The following is a 16,518-nucleotide window of genomic DNA, read 5'->3' as shown; positions in this document are numbered from 1 at the left end:
AAACGGCCCCGTTTTTTTTTAAAAAAACCCCCCCCGGGCCCCCCGGGGCGGGCCCGGGGCGGCGGTGGTTGGACCGTGTCGCCGCTGACCGTTAGATCCGGATGTGGAGTAAGGTCGGCCACCGTCTTTCCCGATGTCCTGAATGGATACGAGGGCATCAAGGCCCGAATGACAAGCACAGGAAACCGGAAAGATGAAACAGCATACCGTAGGCATCGACATCTCGAAAGCGCACCTGGACGCCCACCGGCTGGCCGACGGCCGATCCGCCCGGTTCGACAATGACCCGGCTGGCTTCCGGGCGCTGATCGATTGGATCGGAACTCCGGTCGAGTGCGTCGCCTACGAGGCCACCGGCCCCTATCACCGGAACCTCGAGGAAGCGCTGTGGAAAGCGAAGTTGCCGCTGTCGAGAGTGAACCCCTGGCAGGCCCGGTGTTTTGCTCAGGCGACCGGGAGCCGCGCGAAGACCGACACCGTAGACGCCCGGATGCTGGCCCAGATGGGGGCCAGCCTGGATCCGCGCCGGACCCCGGCGCCGTCCAAGACGCAACGCCGGCTCCAGGAACTGCAGGGGTGCCGGGACGCGCTGATGCGCCAGCGCACGGCGGCGCTCAACCGCCGCGCCCATCTGCGCGAACCGGTGCTGAAGCGGCAGAACCAGACCCAGATCAACCTGTTCGAGCGCCAGGCGAAGGCCATTGACCGAAAAATGCAGCAACTGATCGCGGCCGATCCGGAGCGGGCGCGCAAGTTGGAGATCCTGACCTCCATTCCCGGGATCGCGGCCACCACCGCCGCGGGTCTACTGGCCGAGATGCCGGAGCTGGGCACCCTGAGCGGTAAGGCGGTCGCCAGTCTGGCCGGGTTGGCCGCCGTTGCTCGCGAGTCGGGGGCTTGGCAGGGACGGGCCTTCATCCGGGGCGGACGGGCGCGGGCGCGACGGCTGCTGTACATGCCGGCGGTGGCCGCCCTTCGCTGGAACCGCGACCTGGCCGAGGTCTATGGGAGACTGACCGGGCGTGGCAAGCCCGGCAAGGTGGCCCTGGTCGCCGTCATGCGCAAGCTCATCGTCCTGGCCAACACCCTAGTGAGTCAGGATCGCACCTGGTTGCCCGAAGCGCCCCGTGTGGTCGGCTGAAGCGACGGAGCGAGAGGACCAGGAAAGGGGGCGTGACGGGTCCCCCGAGGAATGATCTGTAGAACTTCCGGTCAGGCTTGGCCGGAAGCTTGCTTACGGCCTTGAAAGCTCTTCACGCCCTGGGGAGCCTCGGGTCACCCGAAGGGCCGCAGCGAAGCGGAGGAGCCGTAGGCTTGACCCGAGGCTCCCCAGGGCGTACCCGCGCCCAGTGGACCGGACAGATCACGTGCCAACAGGAAACCGGACACCTCACTGACTAACGACCCGGGATGGAATCACCGATGAGAACCCACCCCTTGCAACATGGATACTCCGAGATCCTGGGTGCGGCCGGTTTCGGCGGACCGGTAGCCGGCGAAGATCACCCGCATCAGGTGAAGGCACTCGTCGGCGGTCATGGGGGGCGGTGACAGGCCCCGCGTGAAATCCACGGCGGCCTGGATCAGGGTGCCGTACAAATCGGGATCGTCCTGGTAGTAGAAGAGCTGGACTCCCCGGGGAGCGTCCGGGTGGGTCGAGTACCACTTCAGAGGCTCCCCCGAGGGCAGGTCCAGGTGCATCCAGCCCTTGGAGCCCCAGAGCCGGATCTGGTTCTGGTAGAAGCGGTCCAGGTAGTAGCCGGCGTTGAGCGTGCCCACCAACCCGCCGCGCATGCGAAACGTCACGACGGCGGCGTCCTCCACGTCGATGGGCTGTCCGCCCACGTTTTCGCAGAGGGCCGAGATCCGATCGATTCTGTCGCCGGTGAGATATTGCAGAACGTCCAGGTAGTGGATGCCGTGGTAGATGAGCTTCCCGCCTCCGGCCTTGGCCTTGGAGGCCACCCACAGGCCGTGGTACTCGGGGCGGGTCAGCCGGGTCTGGTCGGCGATCCAGTCCATGGTGGCGGAGTAGGGTTTTCCCAGGTAGCCCTTTCCGATGAGCTCCCGGGCTTTCTTGATCGCCTCGCTCACCCGGGTCGACATGGCCAGCATCAACTCCCGTTTCCGGGACTGGGCCACCGGAACAAGCGGCTCAAAGTCCTCCAGTCGCGCGCAACCTGGTTTCTCGGTGATGACGTGGCTGCCGGCCTGCAGCGCCATTCGGATGGCGGGAGGGGAATGATGGCCCTCCAGGGTCACGACCACCAGCTCGGGCCGAGCCTCCTGAAGCATCTCCCGATGGCTCCGGTAGAGCCCTGCCAGACGATCGCCCAGGATCGCCCTGGCCTGGTCGAACTTCTTCCCGGTGGGGTCGGAGACTGCGACGCGGCCCACGCCGCGGGCGCTCGCGAATCCCTGAAAATAGCTGCGGAGATGACCGCCGGTCGCCTCGGTCAGCACGCCCGCCGAGATGGGCTCTTCCGATCCGGCCCGGACCCGGGTGGCGTTTGCGGGAACGGCGGCCAGCGCCGCCAGTCCGCCCAGAGCTTGTCGTCGGGAAATCTGTTGGTGTTTCATGCTGCCTTCCGGTCAGCCCAGATCCTGGGTTCGGCCGGTTTCGGCGGACCGGTAGCCCGCGAAGATCACTCGCATCAGATGCAGGCTCTCTTCGGCGGTCATGGGGGGCGGGGCTTGGCCGCGCGCGAAGTCCACGGCGGCGTGGACCAGGCTTCCGTACCGGTGGTTGGAGTTGTCCTGATAGTGGAAGAGTTGGACTCCCCGGGGAGCATCCGGGTGGGTCGAGTACCACTTCAAGGGCTCGCCCGAGGTCAGTTCCAGGTGCATCCAGCCCTTGGAGCCCCAGAAACGGATCTGATTCTGCTTGGAGCGGTCCAGGTAGTAGCCGGCATTGAGCGTCCCCACCCAACCGCCGCGCATGCGGAACGTGACGACGGCGGCGTCCTCCACGTCGATGGGCTGTCCGCCCACGTTTTCGCAGAAGGCCGAGATCCGGTCGATTCTGTCGCCGGTGAGGTATTGCAGAACGTCCAGGTAGTGGATGCCGTGGTAGATGAGCTTCCCGCCCCCCGCCTTGGCCTTGGAAGCCACCCACAAGCCGTGGAATTCGGGGCGGGTCAGCCGGGTCTGGTCCGCGATCCAGTCCATGGTGGCCGAGTAGGGCTTTCCCAGGTAGCCCTTGCGGATGAGCTCCCGGGCTTTCTGTATGGCGTGACTCATCCTCGTATGCATGGCCAGCATCAGTTCCCTTTTTTGCGACTGGGCCAACGGCGCCAGCGGCTCGAAGTCTTCCAACCGGGCGCAGCCCGGCTTCTCGGTGATGACGTGGCTGCCGGCCTCCAGCGCCATTCGGATGGCGGGAGGGGAGCGATGGCCTGCCAAGATCACGACCACCAGCTTGGGACGGACCTTCCGGAGCATCTTCTGATGGCTGTGGTAGAGACCTTGCAGACGATCCCCAAGGAGGTCCTTGGCCTGGTCGAACCTCTTCCCGGTGGGGTCGGAGACCGCGACCCGAGCCACCCCCGGGGCGCTCGCCAACCCCTGGAGTAATTGGCGGATATGGCCGCCGCCGGTCCCCTCGGTCAGTACGCCCGCCGAAATGGGCTCTTCCGATCCGGCCCGGATCCGGCTGGTGTTTATGGGAACAGTGGCCAGCGCCGCCAGTCCGCCGAGAGCTCGCCGCCGGGAAACCTGATGGCGTTTCATGGCGCCAGGATATCTCCGGAGTCACAGCCGGGCAATCGAACTCCTGGCGGCGTTGCTCCGGTTCGCCCGCAAACCGACTTGACCGCGGGACAGGATCATCGGATGTTCGATGCGGACCCGAAACGGATGGGAAGGAGAAAGATGAAGACCAATGCCTCAGAGACCACCCGTATGGATGGACGGCCGAACCACTATCGGATCGGCTGGCTCCTGTCCGGCGTGCTCTGTTTGCCTAGTCTGTCAGGACTGGAGGCTTCCAACTCGGCGTTCCTGGAAATCGGGAATCGGAAACAGCTTTTTCTGGACCGCCAGGTGGTAGAGAGCCTGACCCACGCCAAACGGGTGCTCAATCCGGCGGCCAAGCACCCGGCCAACCCCTTGGTCAAGCCGGACCGGCCCTGGGAAGGCCACTATCTCGGGCTGGGCAGGATTCTCTATGACGAGGACCGAAAAGTTTTCAAAATGTGGTACGGGAGCACGGACCGCTTCACTGCCAAGAAAGGGGGAGATCGGCTCCGCCCCTACCGTTGGGACTGGTCGGTGGAGGATGGCCGGGCCGTCCGGCGAAAGGTGGAGGAAATCTACGGCTACAGCGAATACGCCGGGCGCAACGATTGGATCCGGCTCTACGCCGAATCCACGGACGGAATCCACTGGAAGAAGCCGAATCTGGGGCTGGTGGAATTCCAGGGTTCCCGCGACAACAACATTTTGCCCGCCGGCCAGTACGTTCCCAGCCACTACGATCCCTACGAGCCGGACCCGGACAAGCGCTACAAGAAGGTGGTCCGGCGCGAGTCCAGCATCGATCCGAAGAACGACCCGGGTCTCTACGCCTGGGACGGCGTCCAGGTCGACTTCTTCCAATCCCCCGACGGAATCAACTGGACGCCGTACCCCGACAACCCCCGAACCGTGGGGAAGGGAGATCCCTGGTGGGTGCGGCGCTGGGGCGGTTTCGTCGGCAACTGGGACCCCATCGGGAAGCACTACGTCCAGTACCAGGAAAACTGCCTGCATCGTTACTGTCCCCTGGGCATCCGGGTCATCGGCCGCGCCCGGAGCCCGGACATGATCCATTGGACCGAGATGGAGACGATCATGGTCCCGGACCGGGACAATGATCCCGACACCGAGTTCTACGGCATGCCGGTCTTCTACTACGAGGGGTTCCGGATCGGGCTGGTGTGGATCTTCCGGACCACCAACACCCTGCACTATCCCCAACTCGCCGTGAGCCGGGACGGAGTCCGATACGAGCGCGAGTTCCGGGAGCCCCTGGTGAGGGTGGGGGATAATGGCGACTTCGACGAGAGCACCGTCTACGTTCGAGCCCCCATGGTCCACGACCGACAGATCCGGATCTACTACTACGGCGGCAACTGGAGAGGCCCGGAGGCCCTTCATGCAAAGGGAGACCGGGCCGTCTTCGCCATCGGCCTGGCGACGCTCCCCGAAGACGGATTCGTCTCGGTGGACTCGGGCAAGATCCACGCCGGCGAGCTGGTGACCCGGCCCCTCCGCTTCCAGGGCCGGGAGTTGGTGGTGAACATGGACGCCGCCAAGCACAACCACGGTTCGGGCCGGCTCCAGGTCCGGGTCGAGCTTCTGGGAGTTTCCCACGAACCCATTGAGGGGTTTCTGCTCCGCGAGTCCGATCCGGTCGCCACCAGCGGCCGGCACGTCATGAGCTGGCAGGGAAGAAACGACGTGAGCCGTCTTGCCGGCCGGACGGTCCGGCTCCGGTTTTCCATGAAGAACGCCAAGCTCTACTCCTTCCAATTCCGGTAGCCGGAAGAGGTTCGCATGGGAACCCGGCTCAAAAGCGGGTAAGCTGGACATGATGACGTCGTTCAAGCGCGATGAGGCTCTGCGCCTGCTGGAGGAAGGGAATCAACGGCATCAGCACGGGGACATCGAAGGCGCCAAGGAGAAGTACAAGGCGTCCATCGATGTGCATCCCACCGCCGACGCCCACACCTTCCTGGGTTGGATGTACGGGATTCAGGGGCGTCTCCGGCTGGCCATCCGGCATTGCAGGATCGCCATCGACCTGGACCCCGATTTCGGCAACCCCTACAACGACATCGGGGTCTACCTGATGCAGCAGAACCGTCTCGACGAGGCGGAGCCGTGGCTGCGCCGGGCCATGCAGGCCGAGCGCTACGAGCCGCGCCAGTTCCCGCATCTCAACATGGGGCGGATCCACCTGGCCCGGAAGGAATACGGAAAGGCGCTGGAGGAGTTCCGGCGGGCGCTTCGACTCGCGCCTGAAGACCGGACCGCCGCGGCCGCTTTCCGGGATCTGGTGGGGAAGTTGAATTGAGGGCCGGGGCCACAGAGACGAGAGGAGAGACCAAATGATCGCAGGCGGATCCGTCTGGTACAGGCAGCTTCACTGGCAAATCGCCATCGCCATGGTACTGGGAATTCTGGCCGGCTTGGCCGGAGGCGAGTACCTGGCGGACAAGCTGGGTTGGATCGGGCAACTCTTCATCAAGCTGCTCAAGATGGTGATCGTTCCCCTGGTTCTCACCTCCATCATTTCAGGCGTGGCCTCGGTGGGAGGCAGCGGATTGGGCCGCATGTTCGGAAAGACGCTCAGCTACTACGTTTTCACCAGCTTTTTTGCCGTTCTCACCGGATTGGTGCTGGTCAATCTCATCCAGCCGGGCGTCGGAGCCGACCTTGTGGACGCGGAGACCAAGGAGATGCCCGACGTCACGGTGATAAGTTCGCCGGTGGAGCTGATCCTCGATATCGTTCCGGAGAACATCGTCGCCGCCGGCGCGGAAACCAAGATGCTCTCCATCATCCTGTTCGCGATTCTTCTGGGAATCAGCATCGCCAGCCTTCCCCGGCGCCACCGGGAACCCCTGGTGGGTTTCATCGGAGCGGCCTTTCAGGCGATGATGCGTCTCACCTCCGGCATCATCCGCTGGGTGGCTCCCATCGGTGTCTTTTCCCTGATCCTCACCCTGGTGGGAACCACCGGCCTGGGCTCCTTCAAGGCGTTGGGACTCTACGCGCTGGTCCTGGTCATCGGGCTCTCATTCCACCTGTTTTTCACGCTTCCGCTGATCTTGCGGTTGGTGGGCGGCATCAATCCCATCATCCATTTCAAGAACATGGTCGAACCCATGGTCATGGCCTTTTCCACCAGTTCGTCGGGCGCGACGCTGCCGGTGACCATCCGATCGGTGCAAAAGAAAGTCGGCGTCTCCAACCGCGTCACTTCGTTCGTGCTGCCCATGGGCGCCACCGTCAACATGGACGGAACGGCCCTCTACGAGTGCGCCGGGGTCCTGTTCATCGCCCAGGTGATGGGCGTCACCATGGGTTTCGAACAGCAGCTCCTGATCGTGGTGACGGCGTTGCTGGCCTCCATCGGCGCCGCGGCCGTCCCCTCAGCCGGTCTGGTGGTGATCTTCATCGTCCTGGAGGCCGTGAATCTGACGGGTCCGCAGGTGGCGTTGATCGTGGGAGCCATGCTGGCCATCGATCGCCCGCTGGACATGTACCGCACGGTGGTGAACGTCTTCAGCGACTCCTGCGGCGCCGCCATCATCGCGCGCTCCGAGGGCGAAACGGAGGTGGATACGGTGGTGGCGCAGGGTTGATGAACGGGAGGTTGATCGCGGAAGTTCGCCACGGTGTATAGTGTCGTTCCAGAAAGTCGTTCTTCCGTCCCCAAGTCGAGACGAAGCGGGTGATGATCAGGTTTCTGTCCGCTGCCCGTACCAGGATTTCTCCCCCTATCCTTGGCATTTTTCTGTTGGCGCCTCTCGGCTGGGCCGTGGCGCGCTCGCCGGAGCAGGCTTCGCCACCGCAGGGCGACGGATTTCAGGTTCAACTGTTCGAGGATCTGCCCGCCCATTGGCGCCACGAGTGGTCGTTTCAGGGACTTGAGCCCTCGTTGAGTTGGACGACGCCCGTGTTGGGGATCAGTGGGCTCCCCGGGCGGATCTCCCCCGCGGGAATGACCATGCCGCGGAACCGGCCCTTCGCCTTGACGATCCAGGGCGACGTGAACTTGCCGGGAGGCAGCTACGAGTTCCGCCTCCGGAGCCGCATGCACGCCCGTTTCTTCGTGGACGAACGGTTGCTCCTGGAATCCGCGCCTCCCAAGCCCAAGGAACTGACGCCGGCGGAAATAGCCGCCAAGGAGGCGGCCGAGAAGAAGGCCCGGGACGAAGCGGCCCAGCGGGAGGCCGAGGCTCAGGCGCGGCAGGACCTCCTGCGGCAGCGGTTGGAAGACGCGCTGCTGGAGCAGAACGAAGAGACTCAAAAGGCGGTCGCGGCGGAACTGGAGAAGGCGAACCGGAGACAGAAGGGCGAGTTCTCCGATACCCAGCCACCCGCAGGGATCCAGGAACTGGGGAAGAAGGTCCCACTCGAATCCGGTCGATATCGCCTGAGGATCGAACTGACGGGCGAGAAGTTGGACCGGGAGGTCTCCATCGTTTACCGAAAGGGCGAGGACGGGCTGCGTTTGCTGAGCCGGGGCGATCCCATTCCCTTCACCGAGAGAGCGTGGGTCGAGTGGAACGAAGCGGAATCCCGGCGTCACCGAGAGGTCGAGGAGGCGGTTCGCAGGCCGCGGTTGGCGAAGTGGGAACAGTATTGGGAGCAGAAGCGTCTGGACCAGGCTCGCGCCGCCGCGGCCAGAAAGCCGGTGGAGGTCGAACGGGCCGCCGGCATGCCCGAGTTCAACCTCATCGACCGCTTCCTGGGCGCCAGAATGGCCTCCCACGGGGTGGAACCCGCTCCACTCACCAACGATTACGAGTTCGTTCGCCGGATCCATGTCGATGCCTGGGGGCTGATCCCCACCTGGGAGCAGGTCCGGGAGTTCGTCAGCGATTCGGATCCCGACAAGCGGAACCTGCTGATCGATCGCCTTATGACCGGCGACGGATGGGCCGATCCCTGGGTCGGTTACTGGCAGGACCTGCTGGGAGAGAACCCGAAGCTCTACGGCGGAGTGCCGCACTCCACCGGTCCTTTCAAGGAGTGGATCCATCGAAGTTTCGTGGAGGATCGGGGATACGACCGGTTCGCCACGGAACTCCTGCTCATGGAGGGAACCCGCGAGCAACTGGGGACCCTGGGCTTTCATCAGTCCTTCGGCAGCGACGTGCCCATGGCCGAGAAAGCCCATGTGATCTCCCAGGCGTTCATGGGCGCCACCATGAAATGCGCCCGTTGCCACGACTCCCCGCTGAACCGGTACCGGCAGCGGGACCTGTTCGGGATTGCCGCCATGCTCGAAGGCGAGCCGGTGGGAATTCCCGAGACCAGCAGCGTGGGTGAAGTCCCGGGACGCCGCAAGCCGGCGGTTCCGGTGACCAGCAAGCCGGGCGACCTGATCCCTCCATCGTTCGTATTCGACCATGACCGAAACCTTGAAGAGGTCGGAGCGGGCGTACGCGCCCACCGGAGAGCGCTGGCGGATTGGCTGGTTTCCCAGCGCCGTTTCGCCCAGGTCGGTGTCAACCGCATCTGGCAGAGGTTCATGGGCCGCGGACTGGCGCACTCCATCGACGATTGGGACTCGCCGTCTGCAGTCTCCCATCCTGGATTGCTCCAATACCTGACAGACGAGTTCATCGGAAGCGGCTACAGCGTCCGGCATGTCCAGGAGCTGATTCTCAAGTCTCACGCCTATCAGCGGCGAAGGGACCAGACACTCGCCGAATTGCGGGACGCCGCCGGCAGGCCCTTTTTCGCGGCGCCCGGGGCCCGCCGAATGCGTGCGGAGGAGATCGTCGATTCGCTCCACGTGACGGTGCGGAGGCCGTTCAAGAGCGAGCGCATCGCCTACCAGAAGCTGGACTACGGAGTTCCTCAACGCACTTGGCAGATCGTCTCCCTCTCCAACGAAGAGGACGTGGCGGTTCTGGCCAAGCCGCTGCTGCAGGAGATCATTACGCTGGCGAAGGCCTTTGGGTGGCGGGATCAGCGCCCGAATCCGGTGAGCGTGCGAAACGACGACCCCCACGCCCTGCAGCCCCTGGCCATGGCGAACGGCGAGTTGATGCACCGGCTGGTCAAATTCACCGACCGTTCCTATTTCACGGAGCTCTCAAAACGAGCCGCCACCCTGGACCAATACGGGGAGCAGTTGTTCCTGAACACTCTTTCCAGGCTTCCCAGCGATGGGGAGAGGGATTGGCTCCGGAACGAGCTCGGGGCGGTCTGGGACCGGAGGCTCGTTCCCCCGGAGCTTCGGGAGACGCAAAGGGAAGAATCCCGGGTCCGGGAGGTCACCATCACGGACGCCATCGCGGCTCACGAATACATCATGCAGGTGCGGCAGGGGGAGCCCGCCGCGGCCGCCCTCACCCCGTCCTTCCGCCGCCAGGCGGAGAAGGTCCTGTGGGCCGTTCTCAACTCTCCGGAGTTCATTTTTCTGCCATGAAGAGTCCGATCGAAGGAGACGGGTCATGAAACACTCCAGGTCCCCAATGCATCGGCGAGAGTTTCTCGGAACCACGGCGCGGCTCGGCGCGGGTTTGGGCGCGTCCGCGGTCGCAGGCGGATTTGCGTCGCGCCAGGCGACGGCGGCGGCAAGAACCGGGACCGACTCCGGCGAAAGGCCGAAAGCGACGGCCGACACCTGCATCTTCGTCTGGCTGGCCGGCGGCATGTGTCATCTCGACACGTTCGACCCCAAGCTCAAGGGGAACGGCGAGGAGATCGCGGGAAGCTACTACAACCCCATCCCCACCAGCGTGCCGGGGATCCAGGTCTGCGAGCACCTGCCCCGGGTCGCGGAACGCATGGACCGCTTCGCCATCGTCCGGTCGGTGAACCACCGGTTCAACGAACACACGCAGGCCGTCGACTTCGTGCACACGGGCCGATTGGCGAGCGGGACCATCGTCTACCCCTCCATCGGTTCCATCGTGGCCCATCAACTGGGCGGATTTGACCCCAAGGCGCCCGCCTACGTGGTGGTGGGCAATCCCATGCAGCCCAGGGGACCGGGATTCCTGGGCGGCAAGTCAAACTTCGTCTACCTGATCGATACGGAGGCCGGACCGGCCGGGCTCCGGCTGCCCGGCGGGGTTTCGGTTCAGGAGTATGAAGACTGGACCCGGACGCTGAAGAGCTTCTCCGAGCCGTATCTGGAGAAGCATGCCGAGACGCCCATGGTCCAGGCCTACGCCTCGGTCATGGATCGGGGTTTTGAAATGATGAGCCCGAAGTTTCAGAGCGCCTTCTCGGTGAAGGAGGAGCCGGCTGAATTGCGCGAGGCCTACGGGAAGGAGTTCGGGCAGCGGCTGTTGTTGTCGAGGCGCCTGGTGGAGAACGGAATTCGATTCGTCGAGTGCTCGTTCAACCTGCACTTCATCAACGGCTACGGGTGGGACGCGCACGCGTTCGCCCAGAAACGGGTCCACCTGCTGATCCGGCAACTCGACCGGGGCTTGTCGGTGCTGGTGGAAGACCTGGAACGGCGGCGCCTGCTGGACCGGACCTTGGTGGTGGTGGCGACGGAGTTCGGCCGCCCGCCGGAATTCGACGGGCAGGGAGGCCGTGGACACCAGTGCGGCGGCTACTCCGTCGTGCTGTTCGGTGGCGGTGTCCGGGGCGGCCAGGCCATCGGGGCCACCGACGAACTGGGCAGGGAGATTGTGGAACGGCCCGTTTCCATCCCCGATCTGCATGCCACGATCCATCGGGCGTTGGGCATCGATCCCGAAGAACCTCTCATGACGCCCGGCGGCCGGCCGGTCCCCATCACCGATTTCGGCCGGCCGGTGGAAGAACTGTTCAGTTGACGTCCCGGCGGCGCCTACCAGAAGACGACGAACAGCAGCCAGCAGGCGACCACCAGGTAGAGTCCGATCCAGAGCTCGGGCCGCAGTCTCCAGGGTAGCCGGCCGCTGGGCGGAACCGGGAAGGGGTATCGGGGCTTGGACGGAGCCTGCAGCAGGGTCTTCTGGAGCCAGGTGCCCTCCAGGACCTTGAGGCGGTTTCCCATGAGCGACTTGAGATCCCGGTCCGATTCCTTCCGGCTGTAGATGAGCCCCTCCAGCTCCTCGTCCGTGGCCGGTCCCCGGAACAGGGTGATGATTCCCGACGCGACGACCATCACCGCCGCCGGCAGCAGCAGGTTCCACAAATAGGCCCACCAGAGGTTGGTGTACCAGGAGGGGAGGGGCCACTCGTAGTATTCCCCGATGAGCGCCGAAAAGCCGTAGATCAGCCCGGCCACCAGCCCCATGGATCCCGTGGCCCGGTGAACCCGGGTGAAGACTCCCATGAGGATGACGGTCATGAGGGGAACGGCGATGGCTCCGGCCAATCTCAGGTAGAAGGCCACCATTCCCGACTCCAGGAAGGGGACGTAGACGAAGCCCAGGGCGATGATGATGGGGACCGCGATCTTGCCCACCAGCGTGTAGTGGTCGTCCGTGGCGTTGCGCACCAGGAAGCGGGCGTAGACGTCGCGGACGAAGAGGCTCGAGATCCCCATGCCGATGGAGGCGAACGTCGAGTAACCGGCCGCCACCAGACCGGCCAGAACCAGGCCGATGAGGCCCGCCGGCAGGTACTCCCGGACCAGCATGGGATAGGCGGAGTCGATGATCGCCAGATCCGGAAAATGGGCCCGCGCCAAGGGCCCGAGGCTGACGTTGAACCAGAGGCAGACGGCCGTGATCACGCTGGCCAGCACGGCGCCCATCTTGAAGTCCCATTCCGACCGGGCCCCCAGGAAGCGGATGGCCTCGTACTGGTTGATGACGGCGTAGGTGACCAGCACCACCACCAGCCCGAAGACCATGAGGATGGGTGTGGCGCCCTCGGGCGTGTAGCCCCCCACGTGGAGCAGCTCCCCGGGCAGGGATTCGTCCACCTCGGCCAGCTTCCTGGTGAGGCCGCTCATGCCGCCGGTGCTGAACCAGACCACCCCCCAGAGCACCAGCGAGGAGACGATCATGGCCACGGCCTGCAGGGCGTTGGTGATGACGTCCGACTCCAGCCCGCCGGTGACCACGTAGACCACGGCCGTCGCCGCCACCAGGACCACGACCACCCAGGCCCAGGTGGCGTCCAGCTCTCCGATGATGTGCAGGACCAGGTAGAGGGAGAAAAAGATGTTGCCCACCACGTTGGTGCGGGACTGGATGTTGATGAATACGGCCAGGATCCGGGTGAGGGGGCCGAACCGGAACTCGAGCCACTCGGCGTTGGTGTAGACGCCGGAGCGGTACATGGGAATGATGACGAAGCAACTGAGCACGAACCAGCCGGCGGTAATGCCCAGCCACCACTGGGTGAGTTGGGAGAGGCCGAAGCGGTAGGCGCCGCCGGCGATCGCCACATAATCGCCGCTGTCCACGGCGGTGGAGAAGGCGGAGAGTCCCACGGCCCACCAGGGCAGGGACTTGGCGGCCAGGTACCAGTCGAAGCTCTTCCGGATGCCTTTGAAGGTGATGAGGCCGTAGAGGACGATGCCCAGGTTGACCACCACGACCAGCAGCCAGTCTACAAGGGTCATGGAGTCCTCTCGGTCATGGTCCAGAAGAATAGCAGAGATCCGGTTGTCTGCCCTGTCAACGGGTCACGGCTTGCGGGTGGGGAGACGCAGGATGACGACAGGGATCACGATGGCAACAATGGCCAGAAGTGCCTGCACCCACGGATGCGGGAGTTGGTAGGCGGACCAGCCGACGGTGGCCCAGAGCAGCAGAACCAGCAGGATCTTGGTCCGAAGCGGCAGGCCTCGTTTCTCTCGATAGTCGCGAATGTAATCCCCGGTCCAGCGGTGGTTCATCAGCCAACGGTAGAGGCGGGGAGAACTGCGGACGTAGCAGGCGGCGGCCAGTAGCAGAAAGGGGGTCGTGGGGAGCAGGGGCAGGAAGATGCCGGCGATTCCCAGCGCCACCGAGATGCTCCCGGCGACGACGAGAAGGGGTCTGATCAGCATTGGTTCAGGTTACTACGGTGTGTAGAGGAGGTATCGGGGCGCCCGTGGCATTGGAGGGGATTGTCGGTCTGGAGATCGGCGCGTGAAAGATGGTGGTCCTTGATGGCGTCTTGCTGCTCGCGTTGTCTCCGCTAATATCACGTCTTTTTTAGAAGTAGGTGATCAGGCCGATCGACAGGTGGGTGCCGCGGGCCGTCACACTGGCGGGGACGGTCACTGCAACGTCGCTGAAGGGCGTGGTCCAGCGTTCATTGCCAGACTTCGGACGGCGCACCTCCGCGCGAAACCCGATGTGATCGCCGAGCATTTTTTCCACTCCGGCGCCGGCCACCCAGCCCTTGTAATCCTGGTCGCGGGAAGTCGTTCCCGACGTGAACTCGCCGGTTGCGCAGGGGACGGGACTCAGGCAGCCGTTGAAGCGAGTCGTGAACTCCGCTTCAACGAGACGGATGCCTGCGAGGCCGTAGAGGCGCAGATCCCAGAAATTCAGCGGGCCGGGGCTGCCGCCCAGCTTGAACGCCACTCCGTAGCTCCGCTTTTTCTCGAACGACCAGTCTTCCGGCCAGCTCTCTCCAAGCTGATTGCGGCCGGGGGACGATCCGATCCCCGGCAATCGGCCGTCCACCGTGCCGCGGGGCAGCTCGACGTCGAATTCGACACTCGCGAAAAAACCGGTCCCCGGAAAGGGCAGGTGATAGCCGGCTACGAAGCCGAATCCATAGGTCAGGGATTTGGAGGAATCCTGGTCCTGGAGAATCTGGCCGGCCTGCGGCGCAGGCACCAGAGTGTTCGGGTCGGTGTTGTCGACGGTCTTCTCGAAGGTGACGTCGAGATATTCCATGGGAGCCGTGACGCCGACGTAAAAGCCCCGGTCCTGGGCAAGCGCCGGGACCATCCGGGCCAAGAGGATCAGGAGTACGGTCACCGATACGGCGGACAACCCTCGATGGATCGATAATGGGGGGAGGCGCCGTGGCCGGGCCGCTCGGTTCATCAATGAAACTCCATCAGGGACAAGTGTTTCGTGGACGGCTTCGGGCGGAGTCTACTGAATGCTCCTGACAGTTTGACTGGAGGCCGATCGGTGATGCAAGTTCCGTCCAGACTCCTCAACGCGCGCCCCAAACACCTCTACGGACCGAAACGGTGAATCAGGCCGAAGCGGACGATGCCCAACCGGTTTCTCACCTTGTAAGGACACGGCCGGCGGGGGTTTCCCGGTCCGCAACGGTTGTTCCCGGAGTGGTTGACGGTATGGGTGCTCCAGCCGAAGTCAAGAAACGAACCCTCAATCCGAAACCTCCAGGCACCGGTCAGCGGGGCCTCGATGCCGGCGCCGATCACCGGACCCAGGCCGGTCGTGCCGGCGCGAAACGAATCGTCCGGGTCCCAATGGGGGAGAATGTCGCGGCCCGAGTCGATGTCGGTGACGAAGTTGGTCACGCCGGCAGCCGCCAGGCCGGCGGTGGCGAATGCCGTCGCCACCCCCACAGGCAGGTCGAAACCGACACGTCCCGTGGCGACCCAATCGATATTCGAACCGGCCGTCTCGTCCAGCCCTTCGGGATCGAGCCGGTTCGATCTGCCGGACAGGTCGCCGAACGTGCCGTCGAATTCGACCCGGAGCCGGACACCCCCAAGGCCGAACTTCGTTCCCAGGAGCACCCCGGCGACGAACCGGTTGTCGCCGTAGTCGAGCCGGTATCCCGGTTGACCCCAGTTTGCGAAACCTTCGATGTCGACGATCCGGTTGCCCGAGAGGCCGGAGCCGATGAAGATTCCGGTATAGGTCTCCGCCGTGCCCGAATCCGAATCGTCGCTCGCCGCGCCGGCCGGCATTCCGGTCGCCAATACAAGCATTGCCGAAAGGGCAGGGATCGCTCCGCGCCACGAGATGCCGGACCTGTGAGCGGGCTGGCGGATGTGTTGCATAGCCTTCTTTCCAGAAACTAGAATTCGCATTAATTATGCCTCACGGGGGGGACCATCATGGCCAATGAGAAGAGTGGGAGGATGGAGGCGAAGCGCGTCCTGGTCACGGGCGCGGGGACCGGGATTGGGCGGGGCATCGCCTTGGAGTTCGCCGCCGAGGGAGCCGCGGTGGTGCTCCACTACTGTCACAGCAGCGCCGGCTGCCAGTCGGCCGTGGAGGAGATCCGGAGTTCCGGGGGGCGAGCCTTTGCCGTGGGCGCCGATTTCCGTCGGATGGAGTCGGTCCAGGGCCTGGCGGCAACCTCGGCAGAGCTTCTGGGCGGAATCGACGTCTTGGTCAACAACTCCGGCGTAACGGCGAACAGCCCGTTCGAGGAGACCAGTCCCCACCAATTCGACACTCTCTTCGACATCAACTTCAAAGCCATGTTCTTTCTGACCCAGGCGGTGCTGCCCGCAATGGTCGAACAGGATAGGGGCGCGGTCATCAATCTGACTTCGGTCCATGCCTATGCGGGTTTGGTCGAGCACTCGGTCTACGCCGCCTCCAAGGGAGCCATCGTGGCGTTCACCCGCGAGGTCTCGTTGGAGCTGATCCAGAAGGGGGTTCGCGTCAACGCCATCGCGCCGGGCTGGGTCCGGGTCCCGAATCAGGAGAGGGTCCTGGGAGAGAATTTCGACTGGGAAGCGGCCGGGAAGACGCTGCCCGCCGGTTTCGTCGGCACTCCCCGGGACATCGGCCGTCTGGCCGTCTTTCTGGCGTCCGAGGAATCGCGCTACATCGTGGGACAAACGCTGGTCATCGACGGAGGCCAACTGGCGATCATGCCCAATACGGGCGATTTCCGTGGCCGGCGCCGTTTCCGGTTCGGAGAGGATTACGTGGGAGTTCCCTGAATCGGGGGCAGTTCCGGGAG

At 64.4% G+C, this 16,518-nt stretch carries 13 protein-coding genes; 7 read left to right on the top strand and 6 right to left on the bottom strand.

Annotation, left to right across the window (positions count from 1 at the left end; translation table 11 throughout):
* The first annotated feature begins 193 nt into the window (after positions 1 to 193).
* Positions 194 to 1,141: a transposase gene (locus tag OXT71_22705; GenBank protein MDE2929209.1), complete on the top strand. Its 948-nt coding sequence runs from the start codon at positions 194 to 196 to the stop codon at positions 1,139 to 1,141.
* A 275-nt stretch (positions 1,142 to 1,416) separates the two neighbouring features.
* Here the strand turns inward: OXT71_22705 and OXT71_22700 are convergent, their stop codons facing one another.
* Together OXT71_22700 and OXT71_22695 are read right to left on the bottom strand one after the other, a co-directional pair.
* A complete protein-coding gene (locus OXT71_22700) occupies positions 1,417 to 2,580 on the bottom strand; it encodes a Gfo/Idh/MocA family oxidoreductase (GenBank protein MDE2929208.1) in 1,164 nt (387 codons plus the stop codon).
* A 12-nt stretch (positions 2,581 to 2,592) separates the two neighbouring features.
* Entirely contained in the window at positions 2,593 to 3,729 is a 1,137-nt protein-coding gene (locus tag OXT71_22695; protein MDE2929207.1) for a Gfo/Idh/MocA family oxidoreductase, read from the bottom strand.
* Positions 3,730 to 3,870: 141 nt separating this feature from the next.
* Here OXT71_22695 and OXT71_22690 point away from each other — a divergent pair, with 141 nt between their 5' ends.
* From OXT71_22690 to OXT71_22670, 5 genes are all read left to right on the top strand, one after another.
* A complete protein-coding gene (locus tag OXT71_22690) occupies positions 3,871 to 5,520 on the top strand; it encodes a hypothetical protein (GenBank protein MDE2929206.1) in 1,650 nt (549 codons plus the stop codon).
* Positions 5,521 to 5,569: 49 nt separating this feature from the next.
* Positions 5,570 to 6,055 carry a tetratricopeptide repeat protein gene (locus OXT71_22685; protein ID MDE2929205.1) on the top strand — a complete coding sequence of 162 codons (486 nt, stop codon included), beginning with the start codon at positions 5,570 to 5,572 and terminating at the stop codon, positions 6,053 to 6,055.
* Between the two features lie 34 nt (positions 6,056 to 6,089).
* A complete protein-coding gene (locus tag OXT71_22680; GenBank protein MDE2929204.1) occupies positions 6,090 to 7,349 on the top strand; it encodes a dicarboxylate/amino acid:cation symporter in 1,260 nt (419 codons plus the stop codon).
* Positions 7,350 to 7,441: 92 nt separating this feature from the next.
* Entirely contained in the window at positions 7,442 to 10,150 is a 2,709-nt protein-coding gene (locus tag OXT71_22675) for a DUF1549 domain-containing protein (protein ID MDE2929203.1), read from the top strand.
* 25 nt (positions 10,151 to 10,175) lie between these two features.
* On the top strand, positions 10,176 to 11,516 hold the full coding sequence (locus OXT71_22670) for a DUF1501 domain-containing protein (GenBank protein MDE2929202.1): 1,341 nt from the start codon (positions 10,176 to 10,178) through the stop codon (positions 11,514 to 11,516).
* A 14-nt stretch (positions 11,517 to 11,530) separates the two neighbouring features.
* On the opposite strand, the gene OXT71_22665 is transcribed toward OXT71_22670, so the two are convergent.
* The 4 genes from OXT71_22665 to OXT71_22650 all read right to left on the bottom strand — a co-directional run bounded on the left by OXT71_22665 (position 11,531) and on the right by OXT71_22650 (position 15,601).
* Entirely contained in the window at positions 11,531 to 13,240 is a 1,710-nt protein-coding gene (locus OXT71_22665; protein ID MDE2929201.1) for a hypothetical protein, read from the bottom strand.
* Between the two features lie 63 nt (positions 13,241 to 13,303).
* Complete coding sequence (locus tag OXT71_22660) at positions 13,304 to 13,669, bottom strand: YbaN family protein (protein MDE2929200.1); 366 nt, start codon at positions 13,667 to 13,669, stop codon at positions 13,304 to 13,306.
* Between the two features lie 148 nt (positions 13,670 to 13,817).
* A complete protein-coding gene (locus tag OXT71_22655) occupies positions 13,818 to 14,663 on the bottom strand; it encodes an outer membrane beta-barrel protein (protein ID MDE2929199.1) in 846 nt (281 codons plus the stop codon).
* Between the two features lie 137 nt (positions 14,664 to 14,800).
* On the bottom strand, positions 14,801 to 15,601 hold the full coding sequence (locus OXT71_22650) for a hypothetical protein (protein MDE2929198.1): 801 nt from the start codon (positions 15,599 to 15,601) through the stop codon (positions 14,801 to 14,803).
* A gap of 81 nt (positions 15,602 to 15,682) precedes the next feature.
* Here OXT71_22650 and OXT71_22645 point away from each other — a divergent pair, with 81 nt between their 5' ends.
* Complete coding sequence (locus tag OXT71_22645; GenBank protein MDE2929197.1) at positions 15,683 to 16,498, top strand: SDR family oxidoreductase; 816 nt, start codon at positions 15,683 to 15,685, stop codon at positions 16,496 to 16,498.
* Positions 16,499 to 16,518: the final 20 nt, after the last annotated feature.

It is taken from the genome of Acidobacteriota bacterium, assembly GCA_028874215.1.
GTDB lineage: Bacteria > Acidobacteriota > UBA6911 > RPQK01 > JAJDTT01 > JAJDTT01.
Note: the sequence above shows the minus strand (reverse complement) of the source record. Positions and strands in the feature narration are given on the sequence as shown.